The organism is Pseudomonas sp. BBP2017 (genome assembly GCF_003024385.1).
In the GTDB taxonomy this organism is placed as follows: Bacteria; Pseudomonadota; Gammaproteobacteria; order Pseudomonadales; family Pseudomonadaceae; genus Aquipseudomonas.
In genome coordinates this window covers 47095-61772 of the sequence record NZ_PVZN01000004.1, presented here as the reverse complement: position 1 = coordinate 61772, position 14678 = coordinate 47095, and the positions used below count along the sequence as shown (strand labels likewise).

12 protein-coding genes and 6 pseudogenes are annotated in these 14678 nt (G+C 58.9%); 5 read left to right on the top strand and 13 right to left on the bottom strand.

Annotation, left to right across the window (positions count from 1 at the left end; all coding sequences use genetic code 11):
• The first annotated feature begins 199 nt into the window (after nt 1–199).
• Together C6382_RS07410 and C6382_RS07405 are read left to right on the top strand one after the other, a co-directional pair.
• Nucleotides 200–1282, top strand: a complete 1083-nt coding sequence (locus tag C6382_RS07410) for an autotransporter outer membrane beta-barrel domain-containing protein (RefSeq protein WP_107023865.1) — start codon at nt 200–202, stop codon at nt 1280–1282.
• 390 nt (nt 1283–1672) lie between these two features.
• Complete coding sequence (locus C6382_RS07405) at nt 1673–2167, top strand: autoinducer binding domain-containing protein (RefSeq protein ID WP_158262101.1); 495 nt, start codon at nt 1673–1675, stop codon at nt 2165–2167.
• 128 nt (nt 2168–2295) lie between these two features.
• Here C6382_RS07405 and C6382_RS07400 read toward each other — a convergent pair whose 3' ends face one another.
• From C6382_RS07400 to C6382_RS07375, 5 genes and pseudogenes are all read right to left on the bottom strand, one after another.
• Nucleotides 2296–2991 (bottom strand): anaerobic ribonucleoside-triphosphate reductase activating protein, encoded by a 696-nt coding sequence (locus C6382_RS07400; protein ID WP_107023863.1) that lies wholly within the window; start codon nt 2989–2991, stop codon nt 2296–2298.
• Nucleotides 2988–5171, bottom strand: a pseudogene (locus C6382_RS07390) (ribonucleoside triphosphate reductase). The gene C6382_RS07400 and the pseudogene C6382_RS07390 overlap by 4 nt, the downstream one beginning before the upstream one ends.
• Before the next feature lie 202 nt (nt 5172–5373).
• A complete protein-coding gene (locus tag C6382_RS07385; RefSeq protein WP_371919580.1) occupies nt 5374–6555 on the bottom strand; it encodes an OmpA family protein in 1182 nt (393 codons plus the stop codon).
• A 30-nt stretch (nt 6556–6585) separates the two neighbouring features.
• Nucleotides 6586–7026 carry a type VI secretion system baseplate subunit TssE gene (gene tssE / locus C6382_RS07380; RefSeq protein ID WP_107024081.1) on the bottom strand — a complete coding sequence of 147 codons (441 nt, stop codon included), beginning with the start codon at nt 7024–7026 and terminating at the stop codon, nt 6586–6588.
• Nucleotides 7027–7286: 260 nt separating this feature from the next.
• Nucleotides 7287–7766: pseudogene (locus tag C6382_RS07375) on the bottom strand (IS5 family transposase); the annotation flags it as partial.
• Between the two features lie 81 nt (nt 7767–7847).
• On the opposite strand from C6382_RS07375, the gene C6382_RS07370 reads away from it, so the two are divergent.
• On the top strand, nt 7848–8864 hold the full coding sequence (locus C6382_RS07370; protein ID WP_107024080.1) for an IS110 family transposase: 1017 nt from the start codon (nt 7848–7850) through the stop codon (nt 8862–8864).
• Between the two features lie 267 nt (nt 8865–9131).
• On the opposite strand, the pseudogene C6382_RS07365 reads toward C6382_RS07370, so the two are convergent.
• The 3 genes and pseudogenes from C6382_RS07365 to C6382_RS07355 all read right to left on the bottom strand — a co-directional run.
• Nucleotides 9132–9626: pseudogene (locus C6382_RS07365) on the bottom strand (IS5 family transposase); the annotation flags it as partial.
• Nucleotides 9627–9751: 125 nt separating this feature from the next.
• Nucleotides 9752–10393, bottom strand: a complete 642-nt coding sequence (locus C6382_RS07360) for a tetratricopeptide repeat protein (RefSeq protein ID WP_107023859.1) — start codon at nt 10391–10393, stop codon at nt 9752–9754.
• Nucleotides 10394–10532: 139 nt separating this feature from the next.
• Nucleotides 10533–10661: pseudogene (locus C6382_RS07355) on the bottom strand (IS3 family transposase); the annotation flags it as partial.
• Here C6382_RS07355 and C6382_RS24630 point away from each other — a divergent pair.
• Nucleotides 10660–10713, top strand: a complete 54-nt coding sequence (locus C6382_RS24630) for a hypothetical protein (protein WP_371919586.1) — start codon at nt 10660–10662, stop codon at nt 10711–10713. The pseudogene C6382_RS07355 and the gene C6382_RS24630 overlap by 2 nt on opposite strands.
• A gap of 31 nt (nt 10714–10744) precedes the next feature.
• Nucleotides 10745–10924, top strand: a pseudogene (locus tag C6382_RS24625) (recombinase family protein); the annotation flags it as partial.
• Between the two features lie 40 nt (nt 10925–10964).
• Here C6382_RS24625 and C6382_RS07345 read toward each other — a convergent pair.
• From C6382_RS07345 to narJ, 5 genes and pseudogenes are all read right to left on the bottom strand, one after another.
• A pseudogene (locus tag C6382_RS07345) lies at nt 10965–11060 on the bottom strand (type VI secretion system contractile sheath small subunit); the annotation flags it as partial.
• Between the two features lie 244 nt (nt 11061–11304).
• The gene (moaA, locus tag C6382_RS07340) at nt 11305–12297 is read right to left on the bottom strand and encodes a GTP 3',8-cyclase MoaA (RefSeq protein ID WP_107023858.1); all 993 of its coding nucleotides are present in this window, start codon (nt 12295–12297) and stop codon (nt 11305–11307) included.
• Between the two features lie 22 nt (nt 12298–12319).
• Nucleotides 12320–13237 carry a peptidylprolyl isomerase gene (locus C6382_RS07335; protein WP_107023857.1) on the bottom strand — a complete coding sequence of 306 codons (918 nt, stop codon included), beginning with the start codon at nt 13235–13237 and terminating at the stop codon, nt 12320–12322.
• 10 nt (nt 13238–13247) lie between these two features.
• Nucleotides 13248–13928, bottom strand: coding sequence for a respiratory nitrate reductase subunit gamma (gene narI / locus C6382_RS07330; protein ID WP_107023856.1), 681 nt, complete (start codon nt 13926–13928; stop codon nt 13248–13250).
• A complete protein-coding gene (gene narJ / locus C6382_RS07325) occupies nt 13921–14676 on the bottom strand; it encodes a nitrate reductase molybdenum cofactor assembly chaperone (RefSeq protein ID WP_107023855.1) in 756 nt (251 codons plus the stop codon). Before narJ ends, narI begins: the two co-directional genes overlap by 8 nt.
• Nucleotides 14677–14678 lie beyond the last annotated feature (2 nt).

Genomic DNA, 14678 nt, shown 5'->3' with positions numbered 1-14678 from the left:
CACATTCTTGACGCCCGCCCGCTCCTCTCCTTAGCTACAGGTAATGCAGCATTGCAAGACTCCTTTCCGGGCCTCTAGCTCGCGCTTTTCAGCGCGCGGGAGAGACCGGTCTTGCTGGTTTGGGTCGCCCTCTGGTTTTGCCTTACAGCCCGTGACATCAGGCCAGAATCCTTGGCTGTAATAACAGAGGAGATCCGCCATGAAAAAAACTCTGAATCCTGCTGGCTTTGAGTATGTTTTCTACGCGGTTTCCACGTCGCTGCTTCTTGCAACCCCGTTGGAAACCCATGCGTTGGGCCTGGAGGATAACGACCCTTTCAGCACCTTTGTACAAGCGCAGGCGCAGACTTTGCCGGCACTATCGCTGACACCCGTCAGTGCCAGTGGCCTGGGCCTGAACACCCTCAGCGCGTTCTCCGAGCGCCTGGCCGAGCGCAACGCGCCGACAGCCTCCGACACGATCGCCAGCCAGTGGGCGCCGTTCTTTCCGGCCCCCATCAGAAACGGCGCACCGGCGCCCTCGCGCCTGGAACTGAACAACCAGAGCCTGCAGATCAGCCCGGACCTGTTCATTCGGGAAAGTAGCGGCGGCAATACTCACCGTGCCGGTTTTTTCGTTGGTCACAGCAGTCTGCACAGTGGCTTCGACGGTATGCGCAAGCCCCAGGTCGGCGACAGGAAATCCAACGTCAGCCTCGAAGGTGAAAGCCTGGGTATGTACTGGAGCATGACCCACGATCAGGGTTGGCACGTGGATGCGGTGGCCATGGGCACCCGTTTCGACGTCAACGGCCGCAGCGAGAACGGCCAGCGTCTGGATGGCGATGGTCATGCGCTGACCTTGTCGGTCGAAGGTGGCTTCCCCATCAACCTGGGCGCCAACTGGACGATTGAACCGCAAGCGCAATTGATCAACCAACAGTACTTCCCGGGCAGCCAGACCCAGACCGACACCCGGCAAGCCTTCGACCAACAGCCAAACTGGACCGGCCGGGTCGGTGCCAAATTGTCTGCGCGCTACAACGTGCGCGGCATGCCCATCGAGCCCTTCCTGCGTACCAACGTCTGGCACGACTTCTCCAACGCCGACACCGTCAGCCTGGACAAGGTCGACAAGATCAGCAGCGGACGTAACTCCACCACCGTTGAACTGGGCCTGGGCCTGGTGGCACGCGTCACCCCAAAAGTGGCGTTATTCGTCAGCGCCGACTATAGCAGCGATGTCGATGACAATGATTTGAACGGGGTGATTGGCAACCTCGGAGTCAGGGTCCGGTGGTGAGTGGGCGGTAGGCCATCGTGTGAGTAGAATCGTTCAAGGCGGCGATAATACGGAGTCTTTGCGTGTATGCGCCGCCAGAACCAATGGGTAAATCTCAGACGCCAGCTTATGCAAAGAAAGATGATCGCCCCTTCCGTGAAGGGTGGTCCTGGCATCCGGAATGCTGTTTGCCTATCAAATTTTATACCACGATACAAAAAAACAATGAAAACGACCGTTACACTTCTGTCGATGCCTTTCTACACTGCGCCCAATGCTACTTACCTGCCTGAGCACGAACTACGTTTGCTCGCTGTGGAACCTCTTATAGGCTCGGACGCCTGCAGTAAAATCTAATTCATCCTACATGGAGGTACGATGAAAAATCGGACAACAGCGCAATGGCAGCCCTTGGTCGACTTGCCTCATCTGCTCGACAGCCTGCCATTGCTCATAGAGGAACTGGGGTTTCACTTCTACGCATTTGCGTTCATCAGCCCCACACGATGCGAAAAGCCGACACCTTACCCGTGCCCTCCGAGCAACTATCCGGACCACTGGTTCAAACACTACAATCTGCACAGCTATGCTGCCTTCGACCCAGTCCCCATCCATTGCCAGACCTCCAGCTTTCCCTTGCCCTGGAACGCAGCGACCTTCAACAACACACCTGAGATCTGGACTGAGGCCCGGGCGCATGGCCTGAATCACGGCTGGGTGCAGCCCATCCATCATGAACAAGCGCGCAGCCATTTGAGTGTGATACGGCCACATGTCAGCGTCACGCCCCAGGAGTTTTACCAAAAGGCCGCGCAGGTGATGTGGCTAGGCGAGCTGCTGCACCGGGCTTCGAGCGATTACTTCGCCGACCACAAAGACGATCACCGGCCCGGTGCACCTGCTTAGGCACAACTGCCGCCCCAAGTGGAGTAATGCGTCTTGAGCGTTGTCAGCACACGCTGAAACAGCTGCCGGCGCCAGATCAACTCGGCCAGGTTCTGGTCGGACAACCCGGCAGGCGCTGGGCATGCAGCCTAGCCGCGCAGTTCAAACAGTGGAAACAAACCGCCAAGCGCGTCCCACAGTGCGGGTAATGCATTATGCGTCGATAGCGTTGGCAAGCTGGCATCGAGCATCCGGCTCGTACGCACTTGCTGCACGACAAACTGTTTGACCCCGCGCTCGCTCAAACGCCGGGCCAGAGTCAATAGCCGTGCGGGGTCGGTCAGTTGCCAATGCACCGTGGTCCGGCATTCATACTTCACACCGCTGGCCAGCAGCAGCTCCAGGCTGCGCCAGTTGGCCAGCCCGCTACCCTGTACCCGGGTAATCAGCGCGCACTCCTCGGCCAGCGCCTTGACGTCGAAACCGACCCAGTCAGCCCCCGGCAACGCCCGGGCGAACGCCTGCGGCTTGATCCCGGCACTGTGCAGGCCAACGGCAAAGCCCATCTGCCGAACCTCGGCCATGGCCGCAGGCAGGCTGTCCTGCAAGGTCGCTTCACCGCCACTGAACACCACCGCATCGAGCAGGCCCTGACGGCGCTGGAGGAATTCCAGCACCTGGTTCCAGTGCAGCTCTTGACTGCCGCGCGGTGGAATAAGTTGTGGGTTGTGGCAGTAACGACAACGCCAGGCACACCCCTGACAGAACAACACGCAGGCCAACTTGCCCGGATAGTCGAGGGTGGTCAGGGGCACCATGCCCCCGACCCGTAGCGCTCGACTCATGGATGCCCGGCCGGTGCCGCGTCCTCAGTGAAATGCTGACGCTCGCGGTGCTCGGACTGTTTGCCCGGGTTGAACGCCGACACCGGCCGGTGATAACCCATCACCCGGGTCCAGACTTCGCAGCGTTGGCGTTGCGCCATCGGCAGGGTTTGCAGTGCAGTCATGATGAAGCTCCTTGCGGTTGGGAAAACTCAGTGAGCAGTCTCGGCCTGTTGCGCCAGTAACAGGGCTTCGTCGCATTTCGGGCAGAACTCGTGTTCGCCATCCAGATAGCCATGCACCGGGCAGATGGAAAAGGTCGGGGTGATGGTCAGGTAAGGCAGGCGGAAGCGCCCCAGGGCCTTGCGTACCAGTTGCTTGCAGGCCTGGGCTGAGGAAATCCGTTCGGCCATGTACAGGTGCAGCACCGTGCCACCGGTGTACTTGCACTGCAGTTCGTCCTGCAGTTCCAGCGCCTCGAACGGATCATCGGTGTAGCCCACCGGCAGTTGCGAGGAGTTGGTGTAGTACGGCGCCTGCACGCAGCCAGCCTGAAGAATGCCGGGAAAACGCTTGAGGTCTTCCTTGGCGAAGCGGTAAGTGGTGCCTTCAGCTGGTGTCGCCTCCAGGTTGTAGAGGTGCCCGGTTTCTTCCTGGAAGCGCACCAGGGTGGCACGTATATGGTCCAGCAGGTTCAAGGCAAAGCGCCGCCCCTGTTCGGTATGCAGGCCCATCTGGTCATCACTGAAGTTGCGCAGCATCTCGTGCAGGCCGTTGACGCCGATAGTGGAGAAGTGATTGCGCAAGGTGCCCAGATAGCGCTTGGTGTAGGGGTACAAACCGGCGTCCATGTGGTGCTGGATCACCTTGCGCTTGACCTCCAGACTCTCCATGGCCAGTTCCATCAAGCCATCCAGGCGCTGCAGCAGACCGCTGGTATCACCTTTGAACAGATAGCCCAGGCGTGCGCAGTTGATGGTCACTACGCCCAGTGAACCGGTCTGTTCCGCCGACCCGAACAGACCACCACCGCGCTTGAGCAGTTCACGCACATCCAGTTGCAGGCGGCAGCACATCGAGCGTACCTGGTTAGGCAGCATGTCGGAGTTGAGGAAGTTCTGGAAATACGGCAGGCCATAGCGCGCGGTCATCTCGAACAGGCGCTCGGCGTTATCGCTGTCCCAGGGGAAATCATGGGTGATGTTGTAGGTCGGGATTGGAAAGGTGAACACCCGGCCCTTGGCATCGCCGGCCTGCATCACTTCGATGTAGGCGCGGTTGAGCAGGTCCATTTCGGCCTGCAGCTCACCATAGGCGAAGGGCATTTCTTCTCCGCCGATCACCGGGATCTGTTCGCGCAGGTCTTGCGGGCACACCCAGTCGAAGGTCAGGTTGGTAAAGGGCGTCTGCGTACCCCAGCGCGACGGCACGTTGAGGTTGTAGATGAACTCCTGAATGGCTTGGCGGACCTCCTCGTAGCGCAGGCGATCCTTGCGCACATAGGGTGCCAGGTAGGTGTCGAAGGAACTGAAGGCCTGGGCCCCGGCCCACTCGTTTTGCAGCGTGCCAAGGAAATTGACCATCTGCCCCAGGGCGCTGCTCAAGTGTTGCGGCGGCCCGGCCTCGACCCGTCCGGGTACGCCATTGAGGCCTTGGTGCAACAGCGTGCGCAGCGACCAGCCGGCACAGTAGCCGGCGAGCATATCCAGGTCATGCACATGCAGGTCGGCCTCGCGGTGGGCGCGGCCAATGGCTTCGCTGTAGACCTCATCGAGCCAGTAGTTGGCGGTGACTTTGCCGGAGACATTGAGCACCAGCCCACCCAGCGAGTAACCCTGGTTGGCGTTGGCCTGGACCCGCCAGTCTTCGCGGTTGAGGTACTCGTTCATCGAAGCCGCCACTTCCACCAGCGTCTTGCGGTCGCGGCGCAAACGCCCGTGCTGTTCGCGGTAGACAATATAGGCGCGTAACGAAAGGAAATACCCGGCGTCCATCAGCGTCCGCTCGACCCGGTCCTGGATCTGCTCGACGTGCAGCTTCGAATAGCCTTCCAGGTGCGCCAGCACCGCCGCCAACAACCCTTCGGCATCGGCCTCGGCGTACTCCCCGGTGGCCTTGCCGGCAGCGATCAACGCCTGGCGGATCTTGTCGGCATCGAAAGCGACCAGACTGCCGTCGCGCTTGTGTAGTAGGTTGTGCATTCGTCCCCCAAACACTACATATAGATGTTTGATTTCTTTAAAACACAATATGCAGTGCAGGCTACGGGTAAACGCGGGGGATTAAATTGATTGATATCAAGGTTGGCAGGCAGGACCCGGTAGGAGCGGGCTTGCCCCGCGATGCGATGTGACTGACAGCCTGCGATCGCGGGACAAGCCCGCTTCTACCGGGTTCATATGTTCAGGCACACGCGCCCGGCACCTGCACCAGGCTGATGTCAACACGACGGTTGGCAGCGCGTCCCGCTTGCGTCTGATTGTCGGCAACCGGCTGGCTGGCACCAAAACCCTGCACGGCGAAGCAGCTGTCGGGGAAGTCGCCCCTGCTCTGCATCCAGTTACGCACTGCGGCGGCACGCTCCCGTGACAGCTGCAGGTTGTGCTCGGCATTACCTGTGGTATCGGTATGGCCAGCAATGACGATCAGCCAACCCGGTTGGGCCTTGATGTCGACCAGAGCATTGATCAGCAGTGTGCTCGAACCTGGTTTGAGCTCGGCACTTCCCGCCTTGAACAACGACAGGCTGTCCATCCGCACCGAATCGCTTGCCCCGTTCGCGCTTGCGAAGACGGCCGCATAGGGATGCATGCCATCACCCTGAGTCAGCCAGTAGTGCCAGCCCCACCAACCACCCGCAATCAGCCCCAGCCCAGCGAGTAGCCACATGGCGACAACACGCCGTTTTGATTTCGCTGGGGGCGTCGTTTCAGGTGGAAGGTTATCGACCCTGATTGAAAGTCGAACGGCAGGTAACGGCTCACACACCCGGTGACGTGCATCAGGCCAGGCAACAGACGGTTCCGGCGCCAGCCGTGTCGGCGGCACAATGACGCCTGGCAGGGTGCTCCTACGTGTCAGCCGTTGCACCAGGCTATCGACCTGCTGACGCAGGCTCAGCAACACCACCACGGGTGCCAGCGCCTGGCGGTCCAACTGTTCACTCATGCGCTCCAGCACGGTGTCCAGTGCGACCAGGTCCGCCAGGTCCCGGGTCGTCAACTCAAACCCGCGCAACAACGGCTGCAACTGCGCGAAAAGCCAGCTCAGGATGTCCAGCCGCGCCGGGATCGCGGGCGGCCATAGGCGTGACCATTCACTGGCCAGCAGGGTTTCAAGCAGCGACACCCCCTCCACCACCCCCGCCAGGCCATAGCGTTGGCTACGTGCCAGTGCATAGGCGGCAACAGATTGCAGCTCCAGACCATTGCTCTCGAACAGCTGCCGACAGCACTGCTCGACCTTCGCCCAGTCCACATCCGGACAGGCCGGATGGTTCAGTCTGGCCAGTTCGTCACGCAGGGTATTGAAAGGAACGAGAGCCCGCGGATCGCCGCCCAACCGAAAATACATATCTGACAACATCGCTATGCAACATCCTTACGCTTGTACATTTTACGGTTTCGCCAGATAGTTCTGCCGCTTCAGGTGGCGCACCAGGACCTTACCTTCAGCCGCCAAAGTGGTGCCGAAGGTCGCTTGCTCACCGCTGTGCAGTTGCACGTCGAGGGCATATTCCAGATGGCCCGGTTGCAACTGTGGCAACAACCGGATGTTCACCGCCCGCAAGCGTGGCTCGTACGTCAACAGGCTCGCCGTCAAACTGTCCATCAGCCCATGCGCGGCAGCAGGCAGGCCCTGGAGAATCAGGCTCATGTCCGGCAAACCGAAATCGGGCAAGTGACTGAGCGTCCCGGCCTGGCTGTTGAGAATGCGCTGGAGGTTATCGAGCACCGACAGGATCGCCTGGTCCTCTTCACGCACCTCGTGCAGGTCCAGTTCCCCGGCAAAATTCTGCAAGAGCAGTTCGTAGAGTGAGGGATTACGCTCGGCCAAGGGGGACCAACGGAGCAGAAAGTGCACTTAAGCTCGGACAACCTGGTTTCGCGACCTGACCACAGACTTACCTGACCGGGTCTTTCACCGAACCGCCGATAGCCGGCAGACCTAAGGATGGTCTGAAATAGCCGGATACTTTCCGGCTATCGAGCGGTCAGCACTTCAAAAAACGACGCACGTCGAAATTTGATCAATCCTCTTCGATTTTTCACGCCCATCGGCCACAGCAACGCACTTCGCAGCCGCCATTTCCTGCATTACACGCGCACCTCTCCTGCGCTCACCAACAAATGTCGACGTGCCATCCACAGGTTCGACAAGGCGAACAACGTCAGCATCTGCGCGGTGTTCTTGGCCAAGCCACGGAAGCGTACTTTCTCATAGCCAAACTGGTGCTTGATCACCCGAAACGGGTGCTCGACCTTGGCGCGAACCTTAGCCTTAGCCTTCTCGATCTTGCGGATCGCTTTGTACAAGGCGCTGCGTTTCCCGTGTTTTTTGTACGTGCTGCGCCGGGCTGCAATCTGCCAAATGACCTCGCGTCCGGCATGCTCTTGGCGTTTCTCGACACCGGTGTAACCCGCATCGGCACAGACCACGTTTTCCCCACCGTGCAGCAGTTTGTCGACCTGCGTGACGTCCGCCACATTGGCCGCCGTGACTACCACGCTATGCACCAGACCAGATTCATCATCGACGCCGATATGGGCTTTGGCACCGAAGTAATACTGGTTGCCTTAATGAGATGGTCAGCCCGGTTCGAGAAACTCGGGGAATCTAAACTCACCAGGTTTCTCTCTTTCCCGAAGGAGGATCTCATGAGTACTGTGACACTTCTGGGCATCGACATCGGCAAAAACACCTTCCACCTACATGGCCAGGACGCCAGAGGGAATCAGCTCTTGCGCAAGAAGCTCAATCGTAGCCAATTACTGCCGTATCTGGCGCAGTTGCCGAGCTGCAAAATTGCCATGGAGTCCTGCGGTGGTTCGCAGTGGTTGGCTAGACAGATCGAAGGCTTAGGCCACCGCGTGCAGCTAATTGCAGCGCAGCATGTGAAGGCCTACGTCACCGGCAACAAGAATGACTTTATCGATGCAGAGGCCATCTGCGAAGCCGCATCAAGGCCCAGAACCCGCTCGGTTCCGGTAAAGACCCTTGAGCAGCAGATCCTGTCGACTGAGCACAAGCTGCGCAAGTCTTGGGTGGATAGTCGCACGCGAATCATCAACCAGGTGCACGCCTTTCTGCTGGAGTTCGGCATCATTTTCCCCGTTGGCCATGCTGCTCTGGAACAGGTGCCCGCGTTAATGGAACACCATGAACTGCCGATTCGACTGCGTAATGCGGTGGAGCGAATGCTCCTCGATATCCAACGCCTGACGAAAGATATCAAAGCAATTGATGTCGAATTCAAACAGCAATTGTCTGAGGACGCCGCAGGCATGCGCTTGCTGAGCATCCCCGGCATCGGCCCTCTCACCGCTAGCGCGCTGGTGGCCGACGTCGGTGACGCTTCGATTTACAAAAGCTCACGCGACTTTGCCGCGTCACTCGGGTTGGTGCCTCGACAGTATTCAACCGGCGGCAAGACGAGCTTGCTCGGCATCAGCAAGCGCGGCGACAAGTATCTGCGCTGCCTGCTGGTGCAAGGCGCTCACGCCTTGATGATCCGAATTGACAAGCGAAACGATGCCCTTGGGGCCTGGGTAAGAAACCTTTTGGCACGCAAGCCCCCAAACAAGGTCGCCTGTGCGCTGGCCAACAAAATGGCAAGAATCGTCTGGGCTGTATTGGCCCGAGGCGGGAGCTACAACGTTCAACACATAGCTTGATCCAACCGAGTGACTACCGGCTTTTGCGACGACAGTGATGATGACGATAAACGGCAGACATCCCGACTGAAAACCTGAAAACCTGAAAACCTGAAAACGAAGATAGCTTTTTTGCAGCTGGTGCCTTTATCAAGGACAGTGGGGAGCGACTTCTCATCAAGGGCCGAGCGCTGATCACTGTGCTCACCATGAACCCGAATACATTAGCGCAAGCATGCTTTACCGCTCATCAAAGCTGGGTTGCAGGAGGTGGGCTGACCATACATTCGTCTGGTGCATCTCAGGATCACGCTTGCCGTCCTTGTTCTTGGTCAAACTCGGTGCATGAATCAGCGTGGCGTCGACGATAGTGCCCTGGCGCAGCGACAAGCCACGGTCACCCAGATACCCATTGATCACACCGAGGATCCCGCCTGCCAAATCATGCTTTTCCAGCAGGCGCCGGAAGTTGAGAATGGTAGTCTCGTCCGGGATTCGCTCAAGGCTCAGGCCTGCGAACTGGCGCAAGATGGTCGTCTCATAGAGCGCTTCCTCCATCGCCGGATCGCTGTAACCGAACCAATTCTGCAAGAGGTGCACGCGCAACATCGCCATCAGCGGATAAGCTGGACGACCGCCTTCACCTCTTGGGTAGTGCGGTTCGATCAAGGCGATCAGGCCCTTCCAGGGCACCACCTGATCCATCTCGATCAGGAACAATTCCTTGCGGGTCTGCTTGCGCTTGCCGGCGTACTCGGCGTCGGCGAAGGTCATCTGCTTCATCAGGCGTCTCGGCGTTTGAGGTCAAGCATTTTGCCAAATCTGGAAGTCTTCTTCAGAGTTTCCCTAAAAGGAAACAGGCTTGATCTCCTTTCTCCTTTCTCCTTTCTCCTTTCCCCTTTCGATTGCTACCGGATCGAATCCATTTCCTCGCAGGCCTGCAAATTCGGCCGCCGGCATGACTTTTCAAACCACTTCAGCGCTGTCTGCTTGTTTGCACTGACGCTGTATCCATAGAGGTAAATTTCACCCAATCGATATTCTGATTTGGCAGCATTATTCGAGTTTTCCGCAGAAGAGCGCTCAAAATGCTCCTTCGCAATCGCTCGATCTTTCGGGGCGCCGCTCCCGAAATAATACATCTCCCCGATCTCATATAACCTATTTAGATTCCCTTTTTTCAAGTCTTCCTGGTAGATATCCAGTACAGACCGTAGCGCCCTGTACTTGTCTAAGCTTTTCTCCAGTAGTAGAGCGAGTTCCTTCTCTTCCTTCGAAGACGCATTGCCTCCAAGCAGATAAGCAAGCAGTCCAAGATGATTAATAGCCTTGTCATTTTTCTGATCAGCCGCCCTTGACAACCAAACTATTGCCTCATTGTAGTTCCTTTCGTTCATGTAATACTCGCCAAGCACTAGCTGGGAAGAGCTATCTCCTGCATTGGCTTCAGCTTTCAATTCATTGATGCGGGTGCTCTCCGAAAAATAACCCGTTAGCCAGTATATTGCTGCGCAAATAGCAAACATAAAAACAACTTTAGATAGCTTCATCCACGTTATTCCTCAACGCTTGATGTCTGGTTTCGTGGGCCCGAAAATCGCGCCTCTCCTACGCCTCGGCCCAGCTCGATGGCTAGGCCGAGGTGCTATTTGGTCTCTTCCTAAGCATCCTCCCTTTTCGAGCCGGTGCCACTTCTTGCTTCGGTTTACGTCTCCAAACTGCCATCAACAGCGCATCAATGGCCACGTCGCTGGTAATCTACGACTTCATTGACCAATCAATGACCTAGCGTGAAAACATATCAAGCACCACGGGCATGCGCCAGGCCTTGCTCAGCCCCAGTTACATGACCAACTGGGAACAGCTGTGACAGGTGCAATGCAGGTAGGTGGATTGGTCATTTCTATGGCATGAAGCCACTGGAGTCGGGCAACTACGCGCTGAGCATTCCATATCGCAACGATGAGGCACTGGATAAGACGGTACATGATCTGCTGACCGAGATCAGCCAAGAGGCCGAGATGCGCAATTGTTTTATCGAGGCGGATGCCTGGGAAGAAGGCTCTGAACGGAGGTGGTAGGGCTTACGTTGGTTTTTGGTTCCATTGCTCCCCAAATCCCCAACTCGACTTTTTTCTGCGCACCGCCAGTGTGCAAATCGAGCTTGATATTCACCCGCGCCTTGGGCACTTCGTTTTGGAAGCTGTTTGAGGCCATGACCACTCCAGAAATCCCTGTACCAGGAGATACATTCAGGTTGAATAGTAGGTTCAGGGGACAGCCGATCCGATTTCCAAATAACGAAGGGTCGGCGCGCATGAACTCCACTTCCTTTTTCCGGAGGTATTAGAGCCACAGCTTGAGCAATCCAGAAATAAGACGCTTCCTACCAACTTGTAGGAACTTTCCGAGCGGCACAGTTTCCATCTTTAATTTTGCTTTGCCTTGTGCTCCCCCAGCATCAGCCGCCACTCATGTTCATGAAGCGCAGAATCTGCACCTCCCCACCCGCGCTGAAATCATGCCGCAACGGCTTGCCCCGCAAGGCCTGCTGCACCGCACTGACAATCGGCTGGTCATCCAGCGGATAGCGCCGCAGCAACCCGCGCAGGTCCAGCGAATCCTCCTGCCCCAGGCACAACAACAAACGCCCCTCCACGGTCATCCGCACCCGGTTACAGCTGGCACAGAAGTTGTGGCTGTTGGGCGAAATGAAACCGATACGGGTATCCGGATGTTGCGCCAGACGCACATAGCGCGCCGGCCCGCCGCTGTTCTCGGCGCTGTCGAGCAAGGCATGGCGGCTGGCAATCAGCGCCCGCACCTCGTCACTGGCACAGAACGACTCACCACGCGAACGCCCCACCTCCCCCAGCGGCATCTCTTCAATGAAGGTGATGTCGATGCCCAGGTCGATGGCGTACTGCACCAGCGCCAGCACCTCATCGAAGTTGCGCCCCTTCATCACCACACAGTTGAGTTTGATCCGCTCGAACCCGGCCGTGCTTGCCGCTTCGACTCCCCGCAGCACCTGATCGAGATCGCCATTGCGGGTAATCGCGCGAAAACGCTCACGGTCCAGGCTGTCGAGGCTGATGTTCATGCGTTTGACCCCGGCATCCACCAGCGGCCGCGCCAGGCGCTGCAGCTGTGAGCCATTGCTGGTCATCACCAGTTCGCGCAAGCCCGGCAAGGCGGCAATGTGACGGCACAGATCGACAATCCCCGGACGGATCAACGGCTCCCCCCCGGTCAGGCGGATCTTGCGCACCCCCTGACCGACGAACAGCGTTGCCAGGCGCTGCAGCTCCTCGAGGGTGAGTACCTGCTGACGTGGCAGGAAGGTCATGTTCTTGGCCATGCAATACACACAGCGAAAATCACAACGATCGGTCACCGACATGCGCAGATAATCGATCTGCCGCCCGAATCCATCCTGCATCACCGTGCTCATCACATTCCCCTTGTCTACCAGGTTACTGCACCAGCGGCGAATCAGCGCCCTGTAGCTGGATACCGCGAATATCCGCAGCGCCGATCAGAGTCTGCAGGTACTGCACCACCGCCTTCTGCCAGACGCCTTGTTGCAGCTGGGTACGGATCGCCGTGGCGACCGCCTCATACGGCAATTGCTGGCCTTCGATGCGTTGGTCGACGCTGATTACATGCCAGCCATAGCGGCTTTCCAGCGGTTTGTCGGCCAGCCCCGGCGCCAGGGTGAACAGCTGCCGTTCCAGCTCCGGCACCGTCTGGCCCTTGCTGATCTGCCCCAGTTCGCCGCCCTGCGCTTTCGATGGGCAAGCCGAGTGCTTCAACGCGAGCTCGGCAAACTGCTCGGGGAACTGTGCCAGACGCTGTTGCAGTCTCTCGGCCTGAACCAGCGCCAGGCTGCGCGCCTCGGCATCGTCCGGGGCACATTCGAGCAGAATGTGCCGTACCGCCAGCAACGGCGCGCTGTGAAAGCGCCCGCGATTGCTGTGGTAGTAACGCAGGCAGGTGGCCTCGTCACACTCGGGCACCTGCACTTCGCGCTCCAATAGCAAGCGCGTGGCCGCTTCCTCTTCGTTCTCGCCAGCACCAACCTGCAGTGACAGGCCCAACTCGGCGATCCGCTGCTGCAACAACTCGCGGATCACCAGGGCGCGGGCGGCCATGAATACCGCCTCCTCACGATCCGCTGCCGGGTGATACTGCAGCTCCAGAGCCATGGCCTGAGGGCTGATCGGCAGCGCATTGACGCTGATGATCGGCCATTCCTGTTCGCTGCTGGCGATCAACTGCGCGGGTGCTTCGACCTCCACCGCCTCTACAGCCAACTCGGGTTCAACGACCGTTGAAGAGGCGCAACCACCGCCACCACCCTTACCGCCACCACATCCACATCCGCTTGACATGACAGCCTCCTCAGATTTTCTGCCGAACGATTTGGTAACGACGCCCCAGGTACCAGACCGGTGCGCTGACGATGTGCACCAGGCGGGTGAAGGGGAACAGCACGAACAGCGTCAGGCCCAAGAACACGTGGAGCTTGTACACCAGACTGACCGGAGCAATGGCGGCCGCTGCCTCTACCGGACGCAACAGCACGGTGTTCTGCGCCCAGTCAGCCAGCATCACCATCACCGAGCCGTCCATGTGTCCGGTGGAGGCGACGATGGTCAGCAAACCGAGCACCAGCTGCGCCAACAGCACCAGCAGGATCAGGATGTCCGACGTGTTGGACGTAGCCCGAACCCGTGGATCGGTCAGGCGCCGGTGGATCAGCATGATCAGGCCGATCAGGCACAGCAGACCGAAAAAGCCACCGGAGACCATCGCCAGCAATTGCTTGTTCTCGGTGCTGATCACGTGGTGATAGGCCGAAGCCGGGGTCAGCAGGCCGACAAAGTGCCCGGCCAGGACGAACAGCACACCGATGTGGAACAGGTTGCTCGCCGCGCGCATGCCGCGCCCGGAGAGCATCTGGCTGGAGCTGGCCTTCCAGGTGTACTGCGACAGGTCGAAACGCGCCCAGCTGCCCAGCAGGCAGATCGCCAGTGCGATATAGGGGTACACCCCGAACGCCAACAGATTCCATTTAGACATTGCCCACCTCCGTCGCCTGCGCGCTGGCAGGCCCTTGATGCTGAAAATCAACCCAGTGCAGCGGTACCGCGCTTTCTTCCCGGGCCTTGCCCGGCGCACTTGGCATGGCGCTGCAACGCTCTTGCTGCTCGGCCTTGAGAAAATCCACCGCCTCCTCTTCCCAGATCTTGTCCAGGGCTTCGAGGGAGTCGTCGCGCTGCTCGGCGGCGACCTGCTCGCGCAGGTCGGCCACGGCCTGGTGCGGTTCGGCACCGGCGATCTGCAACAGCGCGCGGAAACAACTGGCGTAGGCGCTCTCGCGCTCCTCCAGACGCGCGGCGAGCAAGGCCAGCAGGTGCGCGACATCGGCCAGGCCCTCGCGGGCCTCAAGGTCGTCGAGGGTCGAGAGGTATTCCAGGTACAGCGGGATGTAGTCCGGCAGCTCCTTGACGCCGATGGCGAAACCCGCCTCTTCATACTGGGCGAGCATGTCGACCATGGCCTGGCCACGGTCGCGCGACTCGCCATGCACATGCTCGAACAGCAGCAGCGACAGCGCCCGGCCACGGCCGAACAGTGCACCGTAATGCTCCTGGCCATCCATCAGGTCGTTGTTGCAGATGAGTTCCAGCAACTCGAACAGCGCCCCACGCTGACGCGGGCTGATTTCCCGCGCCTGGAGGATCGCCTGTTCCAGTTCATCACGGCCGTTGACCAGGGTCTCGGTCGGGTAATCGAGCAGCAGCGAAATCACTTTAAGGATGCGCATGC

What these genes read in the sequence shown, in the direction of transcription:
- C6382_RS07410 (WP_107023865.1), top strand. Translation starts at nt 200, where the DNA reads ATGAAAAAAACTCTGAATCCTGCTGGCTTTGAGTATGTTTTCTACGCG.
- C6382_RS07400 (WP_107023863.1), bottom strand. Translation starts at nt 2,991, where the DNA reads ATGAGTCGAGCGCTACGGGTCGGGGGCATGGTGCCCCTGACCACCCTC.
- C6382_RS07385 (WP_371919580.1), bottom strand. Translation starts at nt 6,555, where the DNA reads ATGTTGTCAGATATGTATTTTCGGTTGGGCGGCGATCCGCGGGCTCTC.
- C6382_RS07370 (WP_107024080.1), top strand. Translation starts at nt 7,848, where the DNA reads ATGAGTACTGTGACACTTCTGGGCATCGACATCGGCAAAAACACCTTC.
- C6382_RS07360 (WP_107023859.1), bottom strand. Translation starts at nt 10,393, where the DNA reads ATGAAGCTATCTAAAGTTGTTTTTATGTTTGCTATTTGCGCAGCAATA.
- moaA (WP_107023858.1), bottom strand. Translation starts at nt 12,297, where the DNA reads ATGAGCACGGTGATGCAGGATGGATTCGGGCGGCAGATCGATTATCTG.
- C6382_RS07335 (WP_107023857.1), bottom strand. Translation starts at nt 13,237, where the DNA reads ATGTCAAGCGGATGTGGATGTGGTGGCGGTAAGGGTGGTGGCGGTGGT.
- narI (WP_107023856.1), bottom strand. Translation starts at nt 13,928, where the DNA reads ATGTCTAAATGGAATCTGTTGGCGTTCGGGGTGTACCCCTATATCGCA.
- narJ (WP_107023855.1), bottom strand. Translation starts at nt 14,676, where the DNA reads ATGCGCATCCTTAAAGTGATTTCGCTGCTGCTCGATTACCCGACCGAG.